18 protein-coding genes are annotated in these 21,132 nt (G+C 42.3%); 13 read left to right on the plus strand and 5 right to left on the minus strand.

Going from position 1 to position 21,132, the window contains the following annotated elements:
* Positions 1-120 precede the first annotated feature (120 nt).
* A complete protein-coding gene (locus AMD27_RS07745; protein WP_067658566.1) occupies positions 121-1,113 on the minus strand; it encodes a CmpA/NrtA family ABC transporter substrate-binding protein in 993 nt (330 codons plus the stop codon).
* Positions 1,114-1,115: 2 nt separating this feature from the next.
* A complete protein-coding gene (locus tag AMD27_RS07750; RefSeq protein WP_067658568.1) occupies positions 1,116-1,703 on the minus strand; it encodes an ANTAR domain-containing response regulator in 588 nt (195 codons plus the stop codon).
* Positions 1,704-2,128: 425 nt separating this feature from the next.
* Between AMD27_RS07750 and AMD27_RS07755 the strand changes: the two genes are divergently transcribed.
* The 13 genes from AMD27_RS07755 to AMD27_RS07815 all read left to right on the plus strand — a co-directional run bounded on the left by AMD27_RS07755 (position 2,129) and on the right by AMD27_RS07815 (position 17,852).
* On the plus strand, positions 2,129-3,469 hold the full coding sequence (locus tag AMD27_RS07755; RefSeq protein WP_067658570.1) for an MFS transporter: 1,341 nt from the start codon (positions 2,129-2,131) through the stop codon (positions 3,467-3,469).
* Between the two features lie 53 nt (positions 3,470-3,522).
* Positions 3,523-6,069, plus strand: coding sequence for a nitrite reductase large subunit NirB (gene nirB, locus AMD27_RS07760; protein WP_067658572.1), 2,547 nt, complete (start codon positions 3,523-3,525; stop codon positions 6,067-6,069).
* A 29-nt stretch (positions 6,070-6,098) separates the two neighbouring features.
* Positions 6,099-7,733 carry a nitrite reductase small subunit NirD gene (gene nirD, locus AMD27_RS07765; RefSeq protein WP_067658575.1) on the plus strand — a complete coding sequence of 545 codons (1,635 nt, stop codon included), beginning with the start codon at positions 6,099-6,101 and terminating at the stop codon, positions 7,731-7,733.
* Between the two features lie 244 nt (positions 7,734-7,977).
* The gene (locus AMD27_RS07770; protein WP_067658578.1) at positions 7,978-10,758 is read left to right on the plus strand and encodes a nitrate reductase; all 2,781 of its coding nucleotides are present in this window, start codon (positions 7,978-7,980) and stop codon (positions 10,756-10,758) included.
* A complete protein-coding gene (mobA, locus tag AMD27_RS07775) occupies positions 10,755-11,405 on the plus strand; it encodes a molybdenum cofactor guanylyltransferase (protein WP_067658581.1) in 651 nt (216 codons plus the stop codon). The genes AMD27_RS07770 and mobA overlap by 4 nt, the downstream gene beginning before the upstream one ends.
* A gap of 163 nt (positions 11,406-11,568) precedes the next feature.
* Complete coding sequence (moaA, locus tag AMD27_RS07780) at positions 11,569-12,720, plus strand: GTP 3',8-cyclase MoaA (RefSeq protein ID WP_081406009.1); 1,152 nt, start codon at positions 11,569-11,571, stop codon at positions 12,718-12,720.
* Position 12,721: 1 nt separating this feature from the next.
* Positions 12,722-12,973 carry a MoaD/ThiS family protein gene (locus AMD27_RS07785; RefSeq protein ID WP_067658584.1) on the plus strand — a complete coding sequence of 84 codons (252 nt, stop codon included), beginning with the start codon at positions 12,722-12,724 and terminating at the stop codon, positions 12,971-12,973.
* Between the two features lie 2 nt (positions 12,974-12,975).
* Positions 12,976-13,485, plus strand: coding sequence for a molybdenum cofactor biosynthesis protein MoaE (locus tag AMD27_RS07790; RefSeq protein WP_081405950.1), 510 nt, complete (start codon positions 12,976-12,978; stop codon positions 13,483-13,485).
* Positions 13,486-13,551: 66 nt separating this feature from the next.
* Positions 13,552-14,475, plus strand: a complete 924-nt coding sequence (gene moaCB, locus AMD27_RS07795; protein ID WP_067658589.1) for a bifunctional molybdenum cofactor biosynthesis protein MoaC/MoaB — start codon at positions 13,552-13,554, stop codon at positions 14,473-14,475.
* Positions 14,472-15,713: a molybdopterin molybdotransferase MoeA gene (locus tag AMD27_RS07800; RefSeq protein WP_067658593.1), complete on the plus strand. Its 1,242-nt coding sequence runs from the start codon at positions 14,472-14,474 to the stop codon at positions 15,711-15,713. The genes moaCB and AMD27_RS07800 overlap by 4 nt, the downstream gene beginning before the upstream one ends.
* A 14-nt stretch (positions 15,714-15,727) precedes the next feature.
* Positions 15,728-16,495 (plus strand): molybdate ABC transporter substrate-binding protein, encoded by a 768-nt coding sequence (gene modA / locus AMD27_RS07805; protein WP_067658596.1) that lies wholly within the window; start codon positions 15,728-15,730, stop codon positions 16,493-16,495.
* A gap of 12 nt (positions 16,496-16,507) precedes the next feature.
* Complete coding sequence (gene modB, locus AMD27_RS07810) at positions 16,508-17,191, plus strand: molybdate ABC transporter permease subunit (protein WP_067658599.1); 684 nt, start codon at positions 16,508-16,510, stop codon at positions 17,189-17,191.
* A 1-nt stretch (position 17,192) separates the two neighbouring features.
* Entirely contained in the window at positions 17,193-17,852 is a 660-nt protein-coding gene (locus tag AMD27_RS07815; protein WP_067658602.1) for an ATP-binding cassette domain-containing protein, read from the plus strand.
* Between the two features lie 422 nt (positions 17,853-18,274).
* On the opposite strand, the gene pcaD is transcribed toward AMD27_RS07815, so the two are convergent.
* The 3 genes from pcaD to AMD27_RS07830 form a co-directional block, all read right to left on the minus strand.
* Positions 18,275-19,054, minus strand: coding sequence for a 3-oxoadipate enol-lactonase (gene pcaD, locus AMD27_RS07820; protein ID WP_067658605.1), 780 nt, complete (start codon positions 19,052-19,054; stop codon positions 18,275-18,277).
* Between the two features lie 68 nt (positions 19,055-19,122).
* Positions 19,123-20,328 carry a 3-oxoadipyl-CoA thiolase gene (gene pcaF, locus AMD27_RS07825; RefSeq protein ID WP_067658608.1) on the minus strand — a complete coding sequence of 402 codons (1,206 nt, stop codon included), beginning with the start codon at positions 20,326-20,328 and terminating at the stop codon, positions 19,123-19,125.
* A 140-nt stretch (positions 20,329-20,468) separates the two neighbouring features.
* On the minus strand, positions 20,469-21,119 hold the full coding sequence (locus AMD27_RS07830; protein WP_067658613.1) for a 3-oxoacid CoA-transferase subunit B: 651 nt from the start codon (positions 21,117-21,119) through the stop codon (positions 20,469-20,471).
* Between the last annotated feature and the right edge of the window lie 13 nt (positions 21,120-21,132).

A 21,132-nucleotide genomic window follows, 5' to 3' on the forward strand; every position in this document is an offset into this window, starting at 1 on the left:
ACATACTGTTAATACATGTAATAAAATGTGTTTCAAATTACATATTGTTCTTATTTAATTCATAATTTGGGTGAATTAAGATCAAAATGAGATGGTTTTTGCAAATATTCTGCTTGAAAATCATTCAACAAGAACAATACATTTCTCGCAAATTTCGGTCGTATCTTGGGAAGTAATAATGACTTTATCCCATTTTTGCATTTGAATACTGAGCCATTGGAAATCTTCAGTTTTAGGTCGTAGATGAAGTGGTGCTAAACCTCGAATGATTTCTTGAATTGCGTAAAATTTTTTAACATGCACTATAGATGAAGATGCAAAGCGAATAATATCGAAGCGTTGTAACAAGTTCCAAACCTCGCTAAATTCCTCCAAGCCTCTTAATTCGTGTTGGGCTTTTTCTATGGCCATACAGAGTGCTTTTAAGGTGTTCGGATTTTGCTGCGACCATTCTTGGGTGACCGCGAGCACTTTATCGGCGACATTGGGAATAATGTCTTGACCAGATTGAATAATATGTCCGATACCTTCTACTTCAGCTTGAGTATTCCAAGGTTCACCCACACAAAAACCATCAATCTTTTGCTGATGAAGTGCTTCGACCATAAAGGGCGGTGGAAGGGTATGGAGTTGAATATGTTCTGCGATATTCTGATCTGCTAAGGCTAACCATTCTCTTAAACAGTAATGATGAATAGAGTGTTTAAACACATGCGCAAAATTCAATGGCTTACCTTTTTTAAATGCATGAATAACTTTTTGGGCAGATTCGGCTGCGGAATCTTGAGCATCAATATTCAGCTCAAAACATAATTTTTGGCTGAGTGTAATAAAGGCATGATTCTGACTCAAAATGAGGGGTGTTTGTAAGGGAATACCCAACTGGTCATATCCAGCTGCTGCTGCGGGAAGCATGGCAGATAAACAATGTGCTGCATCTAAAAATCCATAGGCCAGTCGATCTCGCAAACTTGCCCAAGACGCTTCTTTGACTAAATCGACTTCAAGTCCAACCTCATTAAAAAACCCACGATGTTCCGCCCAAAGCAGTGCCACACAATCCAATAGTGGAATATAACCCAATTGAATTTTTTGCTTTTCTAAACCAGCCATATTTATTCCTTAAATTGTGATTGCAACAGGGCTTGGGCATCCAGTAAGCGCCGTGCCATTTCCCCCATGGTCATTCTTTGGCTCATGGCATTTTTTCTGAGTAACTGAAAGGCTTGGTCTTCACTTAGGCTTTGAATTTGCATGAGCAACACTTTGGCTTTCTCAACATCTTTACGATCCGCAAGCTTGCCTTTGGTTTCAGCCAAATCATTGACCAACTTTTGATGTTTTTTAAATTGTTCAATTGCTATCTCTAAAATGCTGTCTAGTTTTTCAGGTTCGATTCCATCAACAATATAGGCAGTCACCCCAGCATCAATGGCACTTTTAATGGTGTCTTTATGCGAGTTTTTGGTGAAAAGCACGGTAGGTAAATCAAATTGACTGACGCAACTTTCAATAACATCTCGATGAGGATGATCCATGTCGAGCAGGATCACATCTGCATTTAAATTATTCAAATCTGCACTATTTAAATGGTCAATAGATAAGCAAGCAACGACATCGAAACCATGTTCGATCAGGGATTTTTGGATAAAAGTAGCACGTTCGAGATCTTCATCAATCAGGGCAATTTTTAAATTTGACATGTATGCACTCAGAACAGCCTGAAAAATATGCTGAGTTGTTCAATGCAAAAAACATACCAATCAACAGGCTCATTACACTTAAAAATCATCAAAATAATTTCCGCATGTTTTTCCATGCACTGCAATGAAACATGCTTGCGCCTTGAAAAGGCAGCAATTCAACCCACTTCGATCTGATATATCTTTATATTTCTAAAATCATCATGATTAAAGGCGAAGAAAACTGAGTTGCTTTAATTAAATAAATATTAAAAATGAATGATTTAATTTTTTTTAGGAAAGTTGGCACACGAAATGCATTATTTCATTTGAGTCAAAGAAGACTCTGAAAATTTATAAGACGGCCAACGGCGTCCGTTCTGATCGCATTTATTGCAATCCTTGTAATGAATAACTTTATACGTTCAGTTCTGGTGGAGATGGCAATGTCTACAAATTTAAATGCTAAAAAAGCAACCAAAATCAACTTATTCAACTTTTCAACTGCATCGATGAAAGCCTTCCACATGAGTTGGTTGGCATTTTTTGTGTGTTTTTTCGCCTGGTTTGCTTGCGCACCGCTCATGCCAGTCATTGCGGGTGAGTTTCATCTCACCAAAGACCAAATTGCCAATATTAACATTGCCGCCGTCGCAATCACTATTTTAGTGCGTTTAATTGTGGGGCCACTCTGCGACAAATATGGTCCACGTAAAACCTATACCACATTATTGATTCTTGGCAGTATCCCTGTATTTGGGGTGGCCTCTGCCAACAGCTATGAATCTTTTCTTTTCTTCCGCTTATTGATTGGTGCGATTGGTGCAAGCTTTGTCATCACTCAATATCACACCAGTATTATGTTTGCACCGAATGTGGTCGGTACTGCCAATGCTGCATCAGCAGGTTGGGGGAATGCAGGCGGTGGTGCAACTCAGGCCCTAATGCCTTTAATGCTGGCAGCGCTGGTGATGTTTGGGGTTGAACAAGCACTGGGCTGGAGAATTGCTTTATTGGTGCCTGGTATTTTGATGATTATTGTTGGTGTGATGTATTGGAAATTTACCCAAGACTGTCCACAAGGCAACTTTAAAGAGCTTCGTGCCCAAGGTATAGAGGTGGGTAATAATAAAAAGGGTGGCATGGCAATTCTGATGCATGCAGCACGTAACTACCGTGTTTGGATTTTATTTGGGGCTTATGCGGCATGTTTTGGTATTGAAATTTTTATTCATAACATTATCGCGATGTACTACGTCGAACACTTTAGTTTTGGTTTAAAAGAAGCTGGACTTGCCGCAGGTATTTTTGGTTTATTGGCCCTGTTTGCCCGTGCTCTAGGTGGCATTGTTTCAGATAAAGTGGCGATCAAAAAGGGACTCGATGGCCGTACCAAAGTACTCTTCGGCATGATCTTGCTCGAAGGTTTGTTCTTAATTTTATTCTCACAAATGAATACCCCGATGCTTGCAATTCTTATCATGACGGTATTCGGTTTATTTACCCATATGGCATGCGGTGCAACCTATGCCTTAGTGCCTTTTATCGACCGTGATGCCTTGGGCGGTGTTGCTGGGATTATCGGCGCAGGCGGCAACGTCGGTGCAGTCGCAGCAGGATTTTTGCTTAAAGGGATGCTGGATATTCAAACTTGTTTAATGGCACTGGGTGGATTGGTGGTGGTTGCCGCAAGTTTCATTTTGATGATTCGTTTTTCGGTTGAACATAAAGAAAAAGAACAGCAACTGTTTGAAGCAGCGGTACTCGAACGTAATAACTTGGCCTAAATCTACAGCTAGAAAATCAGAACTAGAAATATCAAAAGATTTGGAGAGCAAATATGAAACTCGTCATGATTGGTCATGGTATGGTCGGACACAAATTTATTGAATCATTACTTGAGCATGCAGGTGATGAAGTTGAAATCACCATCTTGGCCGAAGAATCACGCTTAGCCTATGACCGTGTGCATTTAACTGAATATTTCACGGGTAAATCTGCCAAAGACTTAACGCTGTGTCGTAGCGATTTTGCCGATGCTTATGGGATTGATTTACGACTGAGCACCAAAGCCTGTGCAATCGATCCTGTAAATAAAACAGTCACCATCCATGACGGGGAGGTCATTGCTTATGACAAGCTCGTGCTGGCGACAGGTTCATATGCTTTTATTCCTCCCATTCCAGGTCATGACCGTCACAATTGCTTTGTTTACCGCACCATTGATGATTTAGATGCACTTAAACAAGCAAGCTTGAACGCCAAAACCGGCGTGGTGATTGGTGGTGGTTTACTGGGTTTAGAAGCGGCAAAAGCATTACGTGATTTAAATCTTGAAACGCATGTGGTTGAGTTTGCACCTCGCCTGATGGCGGTACAAATTGATGATCTTGGGGGTAAAGTCTTACGAGCTAAAATTGAAAACTTGGGGGTGAAAGTACACACCCAAAAAGCCACCTCATCTATCGAAGCGGGTACGTCTACCACACATGTGATGAAGTTCGCTGATGGCTCTGAACTTGAAACCGATATTGTTTTATTCTCGGCGGGTATTCGCCCACGGGATGAATTGGCCCGTCAAAGTGGACTGGCCATGGGGGAACGTGGCGGGATCGTAATTAATGACTATTGCCAAACCTCCAATGTTGATATTTATGCCATTGGTGAATGTGCACTTTGGCAAAATAAAATTTATGGTTTGGTGGCACCAGGTTACGACATGGCTCGTATTGCTGCCAAGCATGTGATCGATCAGCAATGTAACGCGTTTGCAGGTGCTGACATGAGCACCAAACTTAAACTGATGGGCGTCGATGTCGCATCGGTGGGTGATGCACATGCCATGACACCGGATGCCTTGAGTTATTTCTACGCTGATGAAGCAGCGATGGTTTATAAAAAAATTGTGGTCAATCGCGATAAAACCAAACTGCTAGGTGCTGTACTGGTCGGCTGTGCCCAAGAATACAATGACCTGCTGCAAATGATGTTAAATGGATTGGCACTACCTGAATATCCAGAAAGCCTGATAATGCCGGGCTTTGCCAATGCACCGTCTAAAAGTGGCGGCAGCGGGGTGGACTTATTGCCCGACAGTGCCACCATTTGTTCATGTAATAACGTCTCTAAAGCAGATATTTGTAGCGCGGTCGCTGAAGGATCCACTTCACTCGGTGCCTTGAAAAAATGCACCAAAGCAGCAACAGCGTGTGGCGGATGTGCACCGCTAGTGACCCAAGTTTTAAAATCTGAATTGCAGCGTCAAGGGGTAACGGTCAATAATCATCTCTGTGAACATTTTGCCTACTCACGCCAAGAGCTATATCACTTGGTGCGGGTTAATGAAATTAAAACCTTTGATGATTTGATTGAGCAGCATGGTCATGGTTTAGGCTGTGATATCTGTAAGCCAACCGCTGCCAATATTTTGGCTTCTTGCTGGAATGATTTTGTACTTAAACCCAGCCACGCAGGTCTACAAGACAGCAACGACTACTACTTAGGTAATGTTCAAAAAGATGGGACCTACTCGATTGTGCCACGAATTGCAGGCGGTGAAATTACGCCTGATGGCCTAATCAGCATCGGGCAAGTGGCGAAAGACTATGGCTTATATACCAAAATTACTGGCGGACAACGAATTGACCTGTTTGGTGCACAAGTACATCAGCTGCCTGAAATTTGGCAAAGACTGATCAATGCAGGTTTTGAGTCTGGTCATGCATACGGCAAATCCCTGCGTACAGTTAAATCCTGTGTGGGAAGTACCTGGTGTCGCTATGGTGTCGATGATTCAATGGAATTGGCGATTTTTCTGGAAAATCGTTACAAGGGTTTACGTTCGCCCCACAAGCTTAAAATGGCGGTCTCAGGCTGTACCCGAGAATGTGCTGAAGCGCAAAGTAAAGACGTGGGGGTAATTGCCACTGAAAAAGGCTGGAATATGTATGTCTGTGGAAATGGCGGAATGAAGCCGCGGCATGCTGAATTGCTTGCTTCTGACTTGGATGTTCAAACCTTGATTCGCTATATCGACCGATTCTATATGTTTTATATTCAAACTGCTGATCGCCTGCAGCGGACCTCCGTATGGCGTGACAACTTAGAGGGCGGACTGGATTATCTCAAAGCAGTGGTGGTGGAAGATTCTTTGGGACTGGCAAGCGAGTTAGAGCGCCGTATGGATCATGTCGTCGGCACCTATCAAGATGAATGGCGTACCGCGGTTGAAAATCCAGAGGTGCGTAAACGCTTTATCACCTTTATTAATGCCAAAGCTGAACAGCAGAATGATCCTCATATTCAGTTTACGCAGGCGCGCGGACAAATCCGCCCAAAAACATTCGCGGAACGAGAGAGCAATCGTATTGCTGTCGTTGAAGCATAAGCATTTTGGGGCAATGAAGGAAATTAACCATGACGATTTTAAAAGAAATGAACCTTATACAAGAACTCGAATGGGTCGAAATTTGTCATCTCGATGATGTCACCCCGAATACGGGGGTCGGTGCATTGATCAACGAGCAACAAATTGCGCTATTTCGTGTTGGGTGTGAGAAACGCGTCTATGCCTTAAGTAACCAAGATCCATTCAGCAAGGCATTTGTCATGTCTCGTGGCATTATTGGTGATCTGCAAGGTGAACGTGTGGTGGCTTCTCCGATCTATAAGCAGCATTTCAGCTTAGCAACGGGCCGTTGCCTTGAAGATAAAGATCAAAAACTGTTGGTCTTTCCAACCCAGATCAAAAATGGCCGTGTCTATATCAGTCCAACGCCACAAAAGACTTATATTACCAATAATGGCACGACGCAAGAAAAAATGAAGTTGGTTTTGGTGGGCAATGGTTTGGCTGGAATGCGCTGTCTGGAAGATTTACTGGACATGGCACCTGAGCGTTATGAAATAACAGTCATTGGTGAAGAGCCTTGGGGTAATTATAACCGCATCATGCTGTCACCGGTATTGTCGGGAGATAAAACCATTGAGGACATCATGCTGCATTCACATACATGGTATAGCGATAAAGGCATTCGTTTTATTGCAGGTGATCCAGCAGTTAAAATTGATCGTCCGCGTAAACAAGTCTATACCCAAAAAGGTGAAATTGTTGATTATGACCGTTTGATTATGGCCACGGGCTCAAAACCTTTTGTTCCTCCCATTTCAGGTTCGAACTTAAAAGGCGTGATCAGTTTTCGTGATATTAATGATGTAAATACCATGCTGGATTACTGTAAAAACAAAAAAAATGCGGTGGTTATTGGTGGCGGATTACTGGGACTTGAAGCTGCGTATGGTCTAAAACAACGCGGGATGTGTGTGACAGTTTTACATTTGATGGATCGGATTATGGAACGTCAACTCGACAGTCGTGCAAGCAGTTTGTTAAGACAAAGTATTGAAGCGAAGGGTATTAATATCATCACACAAGCCAATACCGAGGCGCTTATGGGTGAAGAGGGTCATGTGAAACACATTCAACTCAAGGATGGCACTGTTTTAGATGCAGATCTGGTGGTTTTTGCCGTGGGTATTCGCCCGAATATGGCTTTAGCACAAAGTGCAGGTCTACGTTGCAACCGGGGCGTGATGGTAAATGACACCATGCAAACCTTTGATCCGAGCATTTACGCGGTAGGCGAATGTATAGAACATCGTCAGCAAACATTTGGTTTGGTCGAACCACTCTGGGGGCAAGCCTTCATTTGTGCTTCACATTTGGCTGAACATGGCAGCTTAACCTTTAAAGCACCGACAGTGCCCACTCAGCTTAAGGTCAGTGGCTGTGATGTATTTTCCGCTGGACGAATTGATCTAGATGATCATGAGCCTCAAGAGGATTATGAAGACATTATTTTGAATGATGAAAAACGTCAAATTTATAAACGCGTTATTATTCAAAAAGATAAAGTCATTGGTGCAGTTTTGTTTGGCGATACTGAAGACGGTGCATGGTATGCCGAGTTAATTGCTGATCAAACCCCGATATCTTCGATTCGTCATAAATTGCTCTTTGGTAAAGATTTTGCATTAAAACAGACAGGTTAATTTAAATAGAGTCATTGAAAAGTACATAAAGTTGATGAGTCGTTCAATGGCCGAGATTTAACGCAGGAAAACGGTGGCACCCATGCCACCTCTAGATTTTAGAATTTTTAGATCGTGAATATTTTAGATCGTCAATGTTTTTAGATCATGAATGTGTTCGTGAATTTCAAAGATTTTTTAAAATCATGTGGATGACTAAACGCGACATTCAATTGAATGTGTAGCAATGAGGAGCAAAGCAGTAATGAATAGTATCCCTGTAATGGAACTGCATAGCTCTACAGAATTAATAACTACAACGACCAACACCACCTGTCCCTATTGTGGTGTGGGCTGTGGTGTAACTGCACACGTGATCGAAACCACATTGGGGTCAAAAGTGAGGGTCGAGGGGGATATTCAGCATCCTGCCAACCACGGCAAACTGTGTATAAAAGGCAGTAACTTGGCCGATACTTTGGGACTGGAAACGCGTGTCCTCCATCCGATGCTGGGTCGAAAGAAACAGCGTGAAACTACAGACTGGAATACTGCAACAGATTTAATTGCGCACAAATTTCAACAATATATTGATCAATATGGTCGTGACAGTATTGGCTTCTATGTCTCTGGGCAATTGTTGACTGAAGACTATTATGTCGTGAATAAATTCGTCAAAGGTTATTTGGGGACAGCCAATATTGACACCAATTCACGTCTTTGTATGTCATCCGCCGTTGCCGCACACAAACGTGCGTTTGGTGAAGATATAGTTCCAGCCAGCTATACAGATTTTGAACATACCGACATGGTGGTCTTGGTCGGTTCTAACACGGCATGGTGTCATCCGGTGTTGTATCAACGCATCATGAAAGCCAAAGAGCAACGCGATGTGTTTGTGGTGGTGATTGATCCACGCTTTACCAGTACGTGTGAGGCGGCGGATCTACATTTACCGATTTTACCCGGACAAGATGTGGCTTTATTTAATGGTTTATTGCAGTATCTCTTTAAAAAGGGTCATGTAGATCAGGATTTTATTGCATCCCATACACAAGGTTTAGAGCAGGCGTTAGCGAACAGTCAAAGTGAAGCATCCATTGAAGATGTTGCCCAGCGTACGGGAATTTCCTTAGAAAAACTGCAGATCTTTTATGAAAAATTTGCCCAAACAGAAAAAGTGATGAGCCTATTTTCCATGGGCGTTAATCAATCTTCACAGGGCGTCAATAAAGCCAACAGCATCACCAACTGTCATTTACTGACTGGAAAAATAGGCAAACTGGGCGCAGCGCCATTTTCCATGACCGGTCAACCGAATGCGATGGGAGGACGTGAAGTGGGGGGGCTGGCCAATATGTTGGCGGCACATTTAGAACTGGAAAATCAAAGCCATCAACAATTGGTGCAAAACTTTTGGCAAAGTCCTTTCATTGCTCAGCAAGCAGGTTATAAGGCGGTTGATCTATTTCATGCGGTAGAAAGTGGCAAAATTAAAGCCATTTGGATTATGGCAACCAATCCTGTAGTCAGTCTGCCCGATGCAGATCAAGTCAAACGGGCTTTAGAGAAATGTGAATTTGTGGTGGTCTCTGATATTTGTCAAGACACCGACACCACGCAATATGCGGATGTACTTTTACCTGCTTTAGGTTGGGGCGAAAAAGACGGTACAGTGACCAATTCGGAGCGCCGTATTTCAAGACAACGTCGTTTTTTAGCGGCACCTAAAGACGCACAGGCAGATTGGTGGGCCATCAGTCAGGTGGCAAAAAAGATGGGCTTTACCGGTTTTGATTTTAACAATAGTCATGAGATTTTTTTAGAACATGCGCGATTATCTGCTTGCCAAAACGCGCATCTTGATTCGCGAAGCACCATCTCCAACTTCCGTTATTTCAATCTAAACGGCTTAACGGATTTAACTTTGCCTGAATATGATGAGCTGAAACCGGTGCAATGGCCGGTCTGGACCAAAAATCAGGCAGAAGGTGTGGTTGCTCGCTTATATACTCAAGGACAATTTAGTCATGTAGATGGCAAAGCCAAGTTTATTGCGACGTCGGCAGTTGATCCAGTTCACCTTGTCTGCGAAGAATTTCCATTGATTTTAAATACTGGTCGCATTCGTGACCAATGGCACACCATGACCCGTACGGGTTTATCCGCGAATTTAAGTGGCCACCGTGCAGAACCGTATTGTGAGATTCATCCGCATGATGCATTGAAATATGGAGTGAAAGCGGGTGAGTTGGTTGAGGTTAAATCGAAATGGGGTAACTGTGTTTTACGAGCAACGCTGAGCGATGATATTCGCCGCGGACAAGTCTTTGCGCCGATTCACTGGAACGATCAAGTCGCCTCTGACGCTCGTATTGGTAAAGTGGTTAATCCTGTTGTAGATGCGATTTCTGGTGAACCTGAATTTAAATATACACCAGTGATCATTCATCCTTTTTATAGCCAGTGGCAAGGCGTATTTTACGTGCGTCAGAGCTTTCAACACATCGTACAAGCTTCGATTGAAAATAGTGTATGGTGGACCAAAATCACCACTCCCAAAGCTGTGCGATATGAACTCGCAGACCGTCGCAAATTTACTCAGATTACGGAACAGTTAAAGGCGCGATTGCCCTTTGACGATGAAAGCTTTGAGTGGCTGAATATTGAAGATCAAACGGCGCATATCAGTCACACGGTGGTGCTCCAAGATGGACGTTTAATAGCAAGTTTATATATCGCCCCTTATGCATTGCTACCCGATCGAGATTGGGTCGCAAGTCTATTCAAGCGTGAGCGTTTGAGTGCGGTGCATCGTAAGGCACTGCTTGCGGGGCAACCGATGTCTAGGACGAACAATGAAGGTCCATTGGTCTGTAGCTGCTTTAAAGTGGGTAAAAACCGCATTATTGAAGCCATTAAAACTCAAAATATGAATGATGAAAAACAAGTCACCGCCTGTTTAAAAGCAGGTGGCAATTGCGGGTCATGTCTGCCTGAAATTCGTGGATTGATCAAAGTCTGTCAAGCGGAGAGGGCGGAATGAATAGCACAATAAAAAAACACATAGAAAAACAAATCAACCCATTCATTTATCCAAGCACTGATTTGGTGATTTTAGCGGGTGGACAAGCACGGCGCATGAATGGCATCAACAAGTTATTGCAGAAATTTGATGATCAAATTCAGCTGATCAAGATTCATCAGCAACTCAAATCAGATGTTGCACAGGTATGGATCAATAGCCATCGTGACGATTCGATCTATCAAAAGATAATTCCGAGCATTCATTGCTATCAAGATGATGAAAGCGGTTTTTTAGGACCACTCATGGGGATGAAAAGTGCTTGGTCACATGTACAAGCAGACTATGTACTGTTCGTACCTTGTGACGTGACCTATATTCCTTCAAAGGTGATTTTAAAATTACATCAAGCTTTGGCCAAAAATGGCTTGGCAGAAGTGGCCTATGTAGAAATAAATAAACAGGCACTGTACCCATTCTGCTTGGTGAAGCGCAGCAGTTTAGCCACTTTGACGCTGCATCTTGAACAAAAACAGCGCAGTCTAAAGCACTGTTTTACAAATTTGCACGCACAAGTGGCACATTTTAAAAATCACACCCTATTTTTTCACAGTATTAATTCTATGGATGAATTGCAACAGCATCAACAACTCAAATTTTTGCATTAAAACCGAATGCTCCTGCTTAAATTTTAATATTTGGCTTTTTGGCACAAAGCTGGAACATTTATTGCAAGATATATCTGAACAAGATGGGGCGATTGAATGCTTGCGCACAAAATCGGTGCAGCCATAGCTGAATCGCTAAAGATGGATGTTGAACATGAATCTGATGACATTGGTTAACTTTGAGCTTAAACCTCAGCTTAACCCTCAGCATAGACCTGAGTTTGAAAATGACGTGCAATTTGTCGATCAGTTTGGTCGTATCAAGCGCAAGCTACGGATTTCAGTGACCGATCGCTGTAATTTTAAGTGTGTCTATTGCATGCCCGAACATCCAGACTGGATAAAAAAACAAGATTTACTCAGTTTTGAAGAACTTTATACATTTTGTGATTTTATGGTGCGCCATGGCATTGAGTCTATTCGAATCACCGGAGGTGAGCCATTAATGCGACAAGGACTCGTGCATTTTATCGCGCGGTTGCAAAATTTAAAAAAGCTCGGTCTTAAACGCATTTCCATGACCACCAATGCGCATTATCTCAAACAATATGCATACGCTTTGAAACAAGCGGGACTCGATGATTTAAATATCAGTTTAGACAGTTTGAATGCTGATCAGTTTCGACAGCTGACGAAAAAAGACTTGTCACCAGTATTGGATGGCATTCGCGAAGCTCAAGCGGTTGGATTTCCAATAAAGATGAATTGCGTATTAATCAATGGGATTAATGACGATCAGATTTTGCCTTTGGCACGTTGGTCAGTTCAAGAAAAAATGAGCGTACGTTTTATCGAATTTATGCCGCTCGATGGTGATCGAAAATGGTCGAGCCAACATGTGGTCAGTGAACAACAGATTTTAGACACTTTAACCACTGAATTTGCCGTGACCAAACATGCGATGACTCATCAAGCGACTGATTCACTTCATTCTCATTCAAGTCATTTAGCTTCAGCGCATGCAAGCTCAGATCCAGCACGACAATATTTTATTGATGGTCATCCGATTGGAATTATATCGACCATAACTCATTCATTCTGTGGCACTTGTGATCGTATACGCCTAACGGCACAAGGTGAATTTTATAACTGCTTATTTGCTCCAAAAGGCTTAGATCTTAAAACAGAAATTAAAGCGCTCACTACATCTCAAACTTTCAGTGATGTGAGTTTATACCGTATTTTGTCTGCTTATATTTGGAATAAAGAGGCCGGTTTCCACGCCATTCAGCAGCGTTTAAACAATCCAAGTATGGATAAAAAAAGTATGGATAAAAAAAGTCGTAAAATCAGCATGCATATGCTGGGAGGTTAAGATGTCAAAAATCAAGATCAAAATTGACGCCTTTGGTGCAGTAGGACAGCAGTTGCCTCAAGATTTAGAAATGATATGTCCTATAAATAGCACTGTTGCTACGGTTTTAGATCAAGTTGGACAAGGATATCCAGAAGCAAGGGCCATGATTGAACGCTGCGCCTGCGCCATTGGAGAGGATATTATCTCACGTCAACGCAAACTTAACTTGGACATGACCTTAGTGCTACTTTCACCTGTAGCTGGAGGCTGAACATGCATATGTTGAAACAGTTTTCACGAATTCAAAATACAGCCTTAAGTTTGAATCATTTTGATGAAATTGAAACTTTTCCTGAGTGTGGGGGTGTTGGTGTTTTTGTCGGTATTGTGCGCAATCATCATGATGGAAAAGCAGTGAAAGCGCTGAAATATACAGCTTATGCACCAGTGGCTGAGAAAATGATTCGTCAGATTGAGCAGGATATTCAGCAAAAATATGCGGTGTCCTATGTCCGAGTGATCCACCGTGTAGGCGCTTTAGAGATTGGAGAGAAAGCTATTATCGCGATTGCCTATGCAGCCCATCGCCGTGAAGCTTTTGCAGCCTGTGAAGAAGCGGTAGAGCGGGTCAAGCATGAAGTCCCTGTTTGGAAAGAAGAATTCTATACCGATGGTAGCAGTCAATTTGTCGAGGGCTGCTGTATTCGTAAAGACGCGGATGTTAAACCCATTCAAGAAACTTCCCTACATACAACTCAGCATCATCATTCGTGTCAGCACTGATCTATAAGCAGCAATGTTTAGAATTTAATGTTGTAAAAATTAAATATATTAAAATAGGATCACGTAATGAAAAATGTTGGGATGAAAGCTGAGAGTTATCGGGTCGCGATCGCAACAGGGATTTTGCATGCACCACCGCATTGTATTGAACTACTGCGTAGCGGTCAGACTGAAAAAGGCGATGCACTGAAAACGGCACGCATTGCGGGCATTTTAGCGGCGAAACGTACCGATGAGCTGATTCCACTGTGTCATCCACTGCCGATTTACCGTGCTGAAGTTGAGTATGAACTGGGTGATGCTTTTGTGGAAATCATAGCCACAGTTGAAACGATTGGCCCGACAGGTGTGGAAATGGAAGCTTTGACCGCGGTCAGTCTGGCGGGTTTAACCTTATATGACATGCTGAAACCGCACTGCGAACCTGAAAATTTATGTATGGATCAGGTGAAACTACGCCAGAAAAAAGGCGGTAAATCTCATTTCACCCGTGTACTCAAAGAGCCTTTATCGGCATCGATTATTGTGCTTTCGGATACCGTCGCATCAGGAAAAAAACCAGATACAGCAGGCCAAAATGTCTTGGAAATGTTGCAAGAAGCAAACTTTAGCGATATTTCTTATCTGGTGATTCCAGACAGTCCAGAGCAACTTTTAGCATTGATTGAATCACAAAAAAATCACTATCCTTTGATCTTAACTGTCGGCGGTACAGGACTCGGACCGAAAGATTTAACGGTTGAGACGATTCAACCTTTATTAAAACGAGAAATTCCGGGATTGATGGAAGCGTCGCGTAGTTTTGGCCAAAAACGCACACCATATGCAGCTTTAAGTCGTGGTGTCGCAGGTTATATCGACAGCAGTCTGGTCATGACCTTACCTGGTAGCCGTCAAGGTGCAAAGGAATCTTTGATTGCTGTGCTGCCTGCCTTGGTGCATTTATTTGATGTTCAAAAAAACATACCTCACTCAGGCGGTTATCAATGAATAGCCATGGCTTAGGATGTGGTGCTGAACAAGGCTTGATCACAGTAGATCAAGCCTTGGATCTCATGTTCACTCGGATTCAACCCCTAAGCACTGAAATCATTGAATTAAAACAGGCTTTAAATCGTTATTTAGCAACGGATCTTTACTCACCTATAAACTTGCCATTATTCGCACAAAGTGCAGTCGATGGTTACGCCATTTGTGCAACATCAATGATTGAGTCTGATACTGAATTTGAACTAATGGGTGAAATTCAAGCCGGGCATTCGTCCGCGTTACACCTCAAAGTAGGTCAAGCGGTTCGAATCTTTACCGGTGCGGAAACTCCGATTGGAACGACAACCATTGCACGTCAAGAAATTGTACAGGTCTTTGACCTATCCAAAATTGAAATAAGAGCACCTTTAAAACCCCATGTAGATATACGTGATCTCGGTGAGGAAATTTCAGAGGGTCAGTTACTGACACCTGCTGGACAACAACTTTCTGTGGGTGCAATTGCCGCTTTGAGTATGGCAGGTATTCAACACGTCGAAGTTTTTCGTTATCCCAAAGTTGCGGTGGTGATTACAGGAGATGAAGTTGCACGAGATATGGAGGATTACAGCACAGGCAAGATTTTTGATGCCAATGGACCTTTAATTGAGACATGTTTCCAAAAGCAAGGGCAACAGGTTGAAATTTTCCATGTGGCTGATACAGAAGTTGCTGTAAAAGATTTAATCCAAAAATTATCAAAAAGTTATGACTTGATTCTGACCACGGGTGGAGTATCGGTAGGGGATTATGATTTTATTCGGCCAGTAACCTTGGCTTTGGGTTTTGAGCAAATTTTTTGGAAGGTCAAACAAAAACCGGGCAAGCCGATATTTTTTGCCGTATTGGAACGAGAGGATACTTCAGCTTGTTATTTACTCGGTTTACCAGGTAACCCTGCAGCGGTTTATGTGGGAATGCAGATTTACACATCAGTATTACTCAATGCACTCCAAGGACAAAAGCAACTGCCCAATTGGTTTAGTGCAGTACTGACCCATGATTTAAAAATGGACGCTAGAGAACGCTTTTTAAGAATGTCGGCGCATTTTGATCAATCTATTTTGAAAGTCACCAGTTTATCGAACCAACAGGCACATATGCTGAGTAATCTAATGCAGGCCAATTGTCTGGTACGTATTCCCGCGGGTCAAGGTTTAACTAAAGGGCACATCGTGCAAGGTCTGTTTATACATTGATTTAGGAAATATGTATGAAAAAGTCTGTGTTTTTAGCAATTTGTTTAGGCTATGCCATTTCTTCAACTTCTTATGCGGATACGGTAAAAGTGTATGCAGCTGCTAGTTTAAGCAATGCTATGACCGATATTGCAAAAATTTATCAAATACAACATCCTAAAACTAAAATAATAGCTGTATTTGGTGCGACTTCAGTACTCGCCAAACAAATTGAAGCAGGGGCAAGCAGTGATGTATTTTTTTCTGCCGATCGAGAATGGATGAATTATTTAGTTCAAAAAAAACGAATCGATTCAAATTTGGTTAAACCCTTCCTATTCAATCAACTGGTGGTCATCAGCCCTAAAAATTTAAATATTACATTTCAAGCACAACCAAATTTCAATTTTGCGCAAGCGTTTAAGGGGCATTTGTGTACAGGACAAATGGAATCTGTACCTGTGGGTAAATATGCCAAACAAAGTCTGATTCACTTAAATTGGTTCAAGAGCTTGAAAGGTCGCATTGTAGGGACAGATGATGTTCGTGCAGCATTGGCTTTTGTAGAGCGTGGCGAATGCGACGTTGGGATTGTCTATAAAACGGATGCTTTAATGAGTGCTAAAGTCAAAATCATTGGCGTATTTCCGACTCATTCCCATCGCCCTATTGTTTATCCAGTCGCATTGACCCGGCAAGGTAGACTCAATAAACAGGCTGTGCACTTTGAACACTTTGTTAAACACAGTCCAAAAGCCAAAGCTATTTTTCAAAAGTATGGCTTTATGTTCACATTAAAATAACAGGAACTGCGCATGTTGAGTCCAGAAGAGCTGAGCGCGCTTTATTTGTCTGCGAAAGTTGCCTTATTTGCAACAGTTTTTTCTTTACCCTTTGCTATAGCATTGGGCTGGTATCTGGCCCGTTATGAATTTCGGCTTAAGTTTATTGTAGAAGCATTATTACAGTTGCCCATGGTTTTACCTCCTGTTGTGCTGGGCTATTTGCTGTTGGTCCTGTTTGGCAATCAGGGCATGATTGGTAAATACTTAAATGCATTTGGCATACAACTGGCATTTAACTGGAAAGGTGCTGTTTTGGCTTCCATGATTGTGGCATTTCCATTGATAGTACAACCCATTCGTTTGTCTTTTCAGTTAATGAATCCACAACTTGAGCAGATTGCAGGTTCTCTGGGTGCGTCGCCTATTAAAATATTTTTTAGCATTCATTTACCTTTAGCGATCCCCGGAATTTTAATAGGCAGTATTTTGTGTTTTAGCCGAAGTTTGGGAGAGTTTGGAGCAACCATGACCTTTGTTGGCAATATTCCAGAGGAAACCAGAACCATTCCCATTGCCATTTATTCATTTTTGCAACAACCCAATGGCGAGGAAATGGCGATGCGTTTGGTGAGCTTATCTTTGCTTTTGGCATTTTCCGCATTAATTGCGAATTATTTTATTTTGCAAAAGTATCAGCGCAAATTGGGAGCTTAAAATGCTGAAATTTAATTTTCAATATCAACATGCAGACTTTAAGCTGAATGTAAAGTTGGATATGCAGCATAAATTATGCGGTATTGTGGGTGTATCTGGCAGTGGTAAAAGCACATTGCTAAAAAATATTGTTGGACTATTGAAGCCTCAACAAGGCTCTATTGAGTTTAATGAGCAGCGATTATTAGATACACAGCAAAATATTGATATTCCCATGTATCGCCGTAAAATTGCCTTGGTTTTTCAAAATGCGTTGCTATTTCCACATATGAATGTCGCGCAAAATCTAAATTATGCCGAAAAATGGGGGGCGAGTTTAGAGCGAAAATTTCAGTTTAAAGAGGTTGTAGCACTGCTAGAGTTAGAGCCTTTATTGAAACGTCAAGCAGCACAACTTTCAGGTGGTGAAGCTCAGCGGGTGGCGATTGGTCGGGCATTGTTATCTTCCCCGAATTTATTATTGCTTGATGAACCTTTAACTGGGCTAGATTTACATTTAAAACAACAAATTTTACCGTTTTTAAAAAGGATTATAAATGAGCTTGATTTACCGATCATCTATGTGACCCATCACATCAATGAATTAGATTATTTGAATGCAGAAATTTATCAAATGCTAAAGAACGAAAATGCTGAAACTTTATTGGCTTTAGTGTCATAAAAGCCTAATTTTAACAAAAAGTATTAATTCTTAATGTTATGTTGATTAAGTTGGCTATCTATATAAAAATTAAAAAATGAAGAGTGATAAACTCAACATGGGGATAAATGAATGAACAAGATCACCTGTTCATTCACAGAATTATCCATATTACATACTCGGATAATTTGGACGACCAGCATCTTCCGGACTATACCAGTAGGATTTTACTACCGTAAATTTCGCAGGAAATGACCTGTGCAGAACTGATTTGTCGATTTGTCAGTGCGTTGAACCATGATTATCTTACATGCTATCGATATTCGATCGATTAATGTCAATACCTTGCTATGGCGCTGTTCACTGCTCAGGTCACAATATCTATTTATTAACTGAAAAATTAAATAAAATAAAATCGGAACATGTGTCCGGTTTTATGGGCTTTAAGCGGCTATAAATTGCTTCAATGCCAGATTAAACATTTCAGGTTGTTCAATATTGGAAATATGTGAGGCATCAATTTCAAACAGCGCACTGCTTTTAATGTTATTCACCATATATTGTGCATCTGCAACAGTGGTCACAGGGTCTTTGCTGCCTGCAACCACAAGCACAGGTATACGAATATCCTTTAATTGTTCGCGTAAATCTGCTTGAGATAATGCCTCACAACAACTTGCATAACCCTCAGGGCTACCCGCTGCCAGATTATTTGACAGGGTGGTGACGATCTCTGCATGATGCTCAATAAACATTGGCGTAAACCAGCGTGATGCCGCAGTTGAGGCAATACCGTCTAAACCTTGCTCACGAACCAGTTGAGCACGTTCATTCCATGCGCTTTCTTGACCAATTTTAGCCGCAGTATTACAAATCATGACATGGTTGAAACGGTCTGGATGATGAATCGCGAGCCATTGACCTGTGAGTCCACCCATTGAAATACCACAAAAAATTGCTTTATTAATATGCAAATGATCAAGCAAATGAATCATATCTGTGCCGAGTTGATCAATGCTATAAGGACCTTGGGGTGCAGAAGACTCACCATGGCCACGCGTGTCGTAGCACACGATATAAAAGTCATGTTGTAGGGCATCAATTTGTGGCTGCCACATACTGAAATTTGTACCCAGCGAGTTAGAGAAAATCAGCGCAGGTTGTGTATGATCACCAAAGGTTTGGTAATGAATTTCGGCATCGTTTGAGATGAAAGTTGGCATTGTTATCTATCCTTAATCTTTTTTGAATCCGCTAAAGTTTACTTTGATCAAAAGGGCTTGTTTGACGATTAAACACGTTCAATAATTAAAGCGATGCCTTGACCGACACCAATACACATTGAACATAGGGCATATTTCCCACCTGTTTGTTCAAGCTGATTTAGGGCTGTGGTAACAAGACGTGCGCCAGATGCACCCAGCGGATGACCCATCGCAATTGCACCACCATTAGGATTGACGTGCGCTGCGCCATCCGCCAGACCTAAATCACGGGTGACCGCCAAAGCTTGAGCCGAAAATGCTTCATTCAGCTCAATGACATCCATTTGCGCTAAAGTAAATCCTGTTTGTGCCAAGAGTTTTTTAATAGCAGGCGCTGGACCAAAACCCATGATGCGTGGTTCAACACCGACTACGGTCGCCCCGATGATTTTCGCGCGTGCTTTTAAGCCGTACTGCGTCACTGCGTCTTCCGATGCAATTAGAAGTGCAGCTGCACCGTCATTAATTCCTGATGCATTCCCAGCAGTGACTGTGCCATCGGCTTTGACTACAGGTTTTAGTTTAGTCAAAGCTTCAAGTGTGGTCGATGCACGCGGATGTTCGTCTTTATCGACCACCACAGGCTCACCTTTACGCTGTGGAATCACTACAGGCACGATTTCATTTTCAAAGAAGCCCCGTGCTTGGGCTGCTGCTGTACGTTGTTGACTATTCAGCGCAAACTGGTCCTGATCAGCACGATTGATATTGAATTGTTCCGCTACGTTTTCCGCGGTTTGAGGCATAGTTTCAACACCATACAGTTCTTTAAGCTTTGGATTGATGAAGCGCCAACCCATGGTGGTGTCTTCAAGCTTTTGAGCACGACCATAAGCACTTTCAGATTTGCCCATCACCAGCGGCGCACGAGACATACTCTCGACACCACCTGCAATGATGAGATCTGCTTCACCCGCTTTAATCGCACGTGCTGCCATAGCAACAGCATCGAGTGATGATCCACATAAACGGTTTACTGTGGTCGCAGGCACTTGATATGGCAAACCTGCTAAAAGTGCAGACATGCGTCCGACATTACGGTTGTCTTCACCTGCTTGGTTGGCACAGCCGTAGATCACGTCATCGATTTTTTCCCAATTGATGCTTGGGTTACGTTCAATTAAGGCTTTGATGGGTAATGCACCTAGATCATCCGCACGGACAGGAGCGAGTCCCCCTGCATAACGACCAAAAGGGGTGCGAATGGCATCAATAATATATGCATTTTTCATTCTATGAATCCTTGAAACTAAGCTCCTCCCTTTTTAAAGGGAGGTTGGGAGGGATTTAAAGGAAATTAACTTTGAGTATTAATCCTCCTTGCGGAGCAGTACTCCTCATCCCGCCTTTAAGAAAGGAGAGACTTTTCGCTTTAGGTTGTTGCATCAATCAGCTTCGCGCCCGTCATCGACTGCAATTCCTCAAAAGACAGTCCTTCGACTTTCTCAATCACTTTCATACCGTCGTTTGTGACATCAATCACACACAGGTCGGTATAAATACGATCGACACATTGAAGTCCAGTTGCAGGATAAGACAGCTCAGCGACAATTTTTGGTTCGCCTTTTTTAGTGACATGATCGGTGGTAATAAAGACTTTTTTGGCACCCACAGCCAAATCCATCGCACCGCCCACCGCAGGAATCGCATCTGGAGCACCAGTATGCCAGTTGGCAAGATCCCCGTTTTCAGCGACTTGAAATGCACCCAGCACTGCAATATCCAAATGACCTCCGCGCATCATGGCAAATGAATCCCCATGATGGAAATAAGCACCACCTTCTAGCAGGGTCACAAACTCTTTGCCTGCATTGATCAGTTCTGGATCTTCTTCACCTTTCGCAGGAGGTGGGCCAAATGCCAGTAATCCATTTTCAGAATGTAAAAAAACGTCTTTGTCTGAGGGTAAATAATTTGAAATTTTAGTCGGTAAGCCAATGCCTAAGTTGACATAAGCGCCGTCTGGAATATCTTGTGCCACACGCTCAGCAATTTGGTCACGTGTTAATTTGTTATAGCTCATTCGCTTCTCCTGA

This window comes from Acinetobacter sp. TGL-Y2, from assembly GCF_001612555.1.
Classification (GTDB): domain Bacteria; phylum Pseudomonadota; class Gammaproteobacteria; order Pseudomonadales; family Moraxellaceae; genus Acinetobacter.

Excerpts from the sequence above, each read along its gene's own strand:
- AMD27_RS07745 (WP_067658566.1), bottom strand. The coding sequence starts at position 1,113 with ATGGCTGGTTTAGAAAAGCAAAAAATTCAATTGGGTTATATTCCACTA.
- AMD27_RS07750 (WP_067658568.1), bottom strand. The coding sequence starts at position 1,703 with ATGTCAAATTTAAAAATTGCCCTGATTGATGAAGATCTCGAACGTGCT.
- AMD27_RS07755 (WP_067658570.1), top strand. The coding sequence starts at position 2,129 with ATGTCTACAAATTTAAATGCTAAAAAAGCAACCAAAATCAACTTATTC.
- nirB (WP_067658572.1), top strand. The coding sequence starts at position 3,523 with ATGAAACTCGTCATGATTGGTCATGGTATGGTCGGACACAAATTTATT.
- nirD (WP_067658575.1), top strand. The coding sequence starts at position 6,099 with ATGACGATTTTAAAAGAAATGAACCTTATACAAGAACTCGAATGGGTC.
- AMD27_RS07770 (WP_067658578.1), top strand. The coding sequence starts at position 7,978 with ATGAATAGTATCCCTGTAATGGAACTGCATAGCTCTACAGAATTAATA.
- mobA (WP_067658581.1), top strand. The coding sequence starts at position 10,755 with ATGAATAGCACAATAAAAAAACACATAGAAAAACAAATCAACCCATTC.
- moaA (WP_081406009.1), top strand. The coding sequence starts at position 11,569 with ATGACATTGGTTAACTTTGAGCTTAAACCTCAGCTTAACCCTCAGCAT.
- AMD27_RS07785 (WP_067658584.1), top strand. The coding sequence starts at position 12,722 with ATGTCAAAAATCAAGATCAAAATTGACGCCTTTGGTGCAGTAGGACAG.
- AMD27_RS07790 (WP_081405950.1), top strand. The coding sequence starts at position 12,976 with ATGCATATGTTGAAACAGTTTTCACGAATTCAAAATACAGCCTTAAGT.
- moaCB (WP_067658589.1), top strand. The coding sequence starts at position 13,552 with ATGAAAAATGTTGGGATGAAAGCTGAGAGTTATCGGGTCGCGATCGCA.
- AMD27_RS07800 (WP_067658593.1), top strand. The coding sequence starts at position 14,472 with ATGAATAGCCATGGCTTAGGATGTGGTGCTGAACAAGGCTTGATCACA.
- modA (WP_067658596.1), top strand. The coding sequence starts at position 15,728 with ATGAAAAAGTCTGTGTTTTTAGCAATTTGTTTAGGCTATGCCATTTCT.
- modB (WP_067658599.1), top strand. The coding sequence starts at position 16,508 with ATGTTGAGTCCAGAAGAGCTGAGCGCGCTTTATTTGTCTGCGAAAGTT.
- AMD27_RS07815 (WP_067658602.1), top strand. The coding sequence starts at position 17,193 with ATGCTGAAATTTAATTTTCAATATCAACATGCAGACTTTAAGCTGAAT.
- pcaD (WP_067658605.1), bottom strand. The coding sequence starts at position 19,054 with ATGCCAACTTTCATCTCAAACGATGCCGAAATTCATTACCAAACCTTT.
- pcaF (WP_067658608.1), bottom strand. The coding sequence starts at position 20,328 with ATGAAAAATGCATATATTATTGATGCCATTCGCACCCCTTTTGGTCGT.
- AMD27_RS07830 (WP_067658613.1), bottom strand. The coding sequence starts at position 21,119 with ATGAGCTATAACAAATTAACACGTGACCAAATTGCTGAGCGTGTGGCA.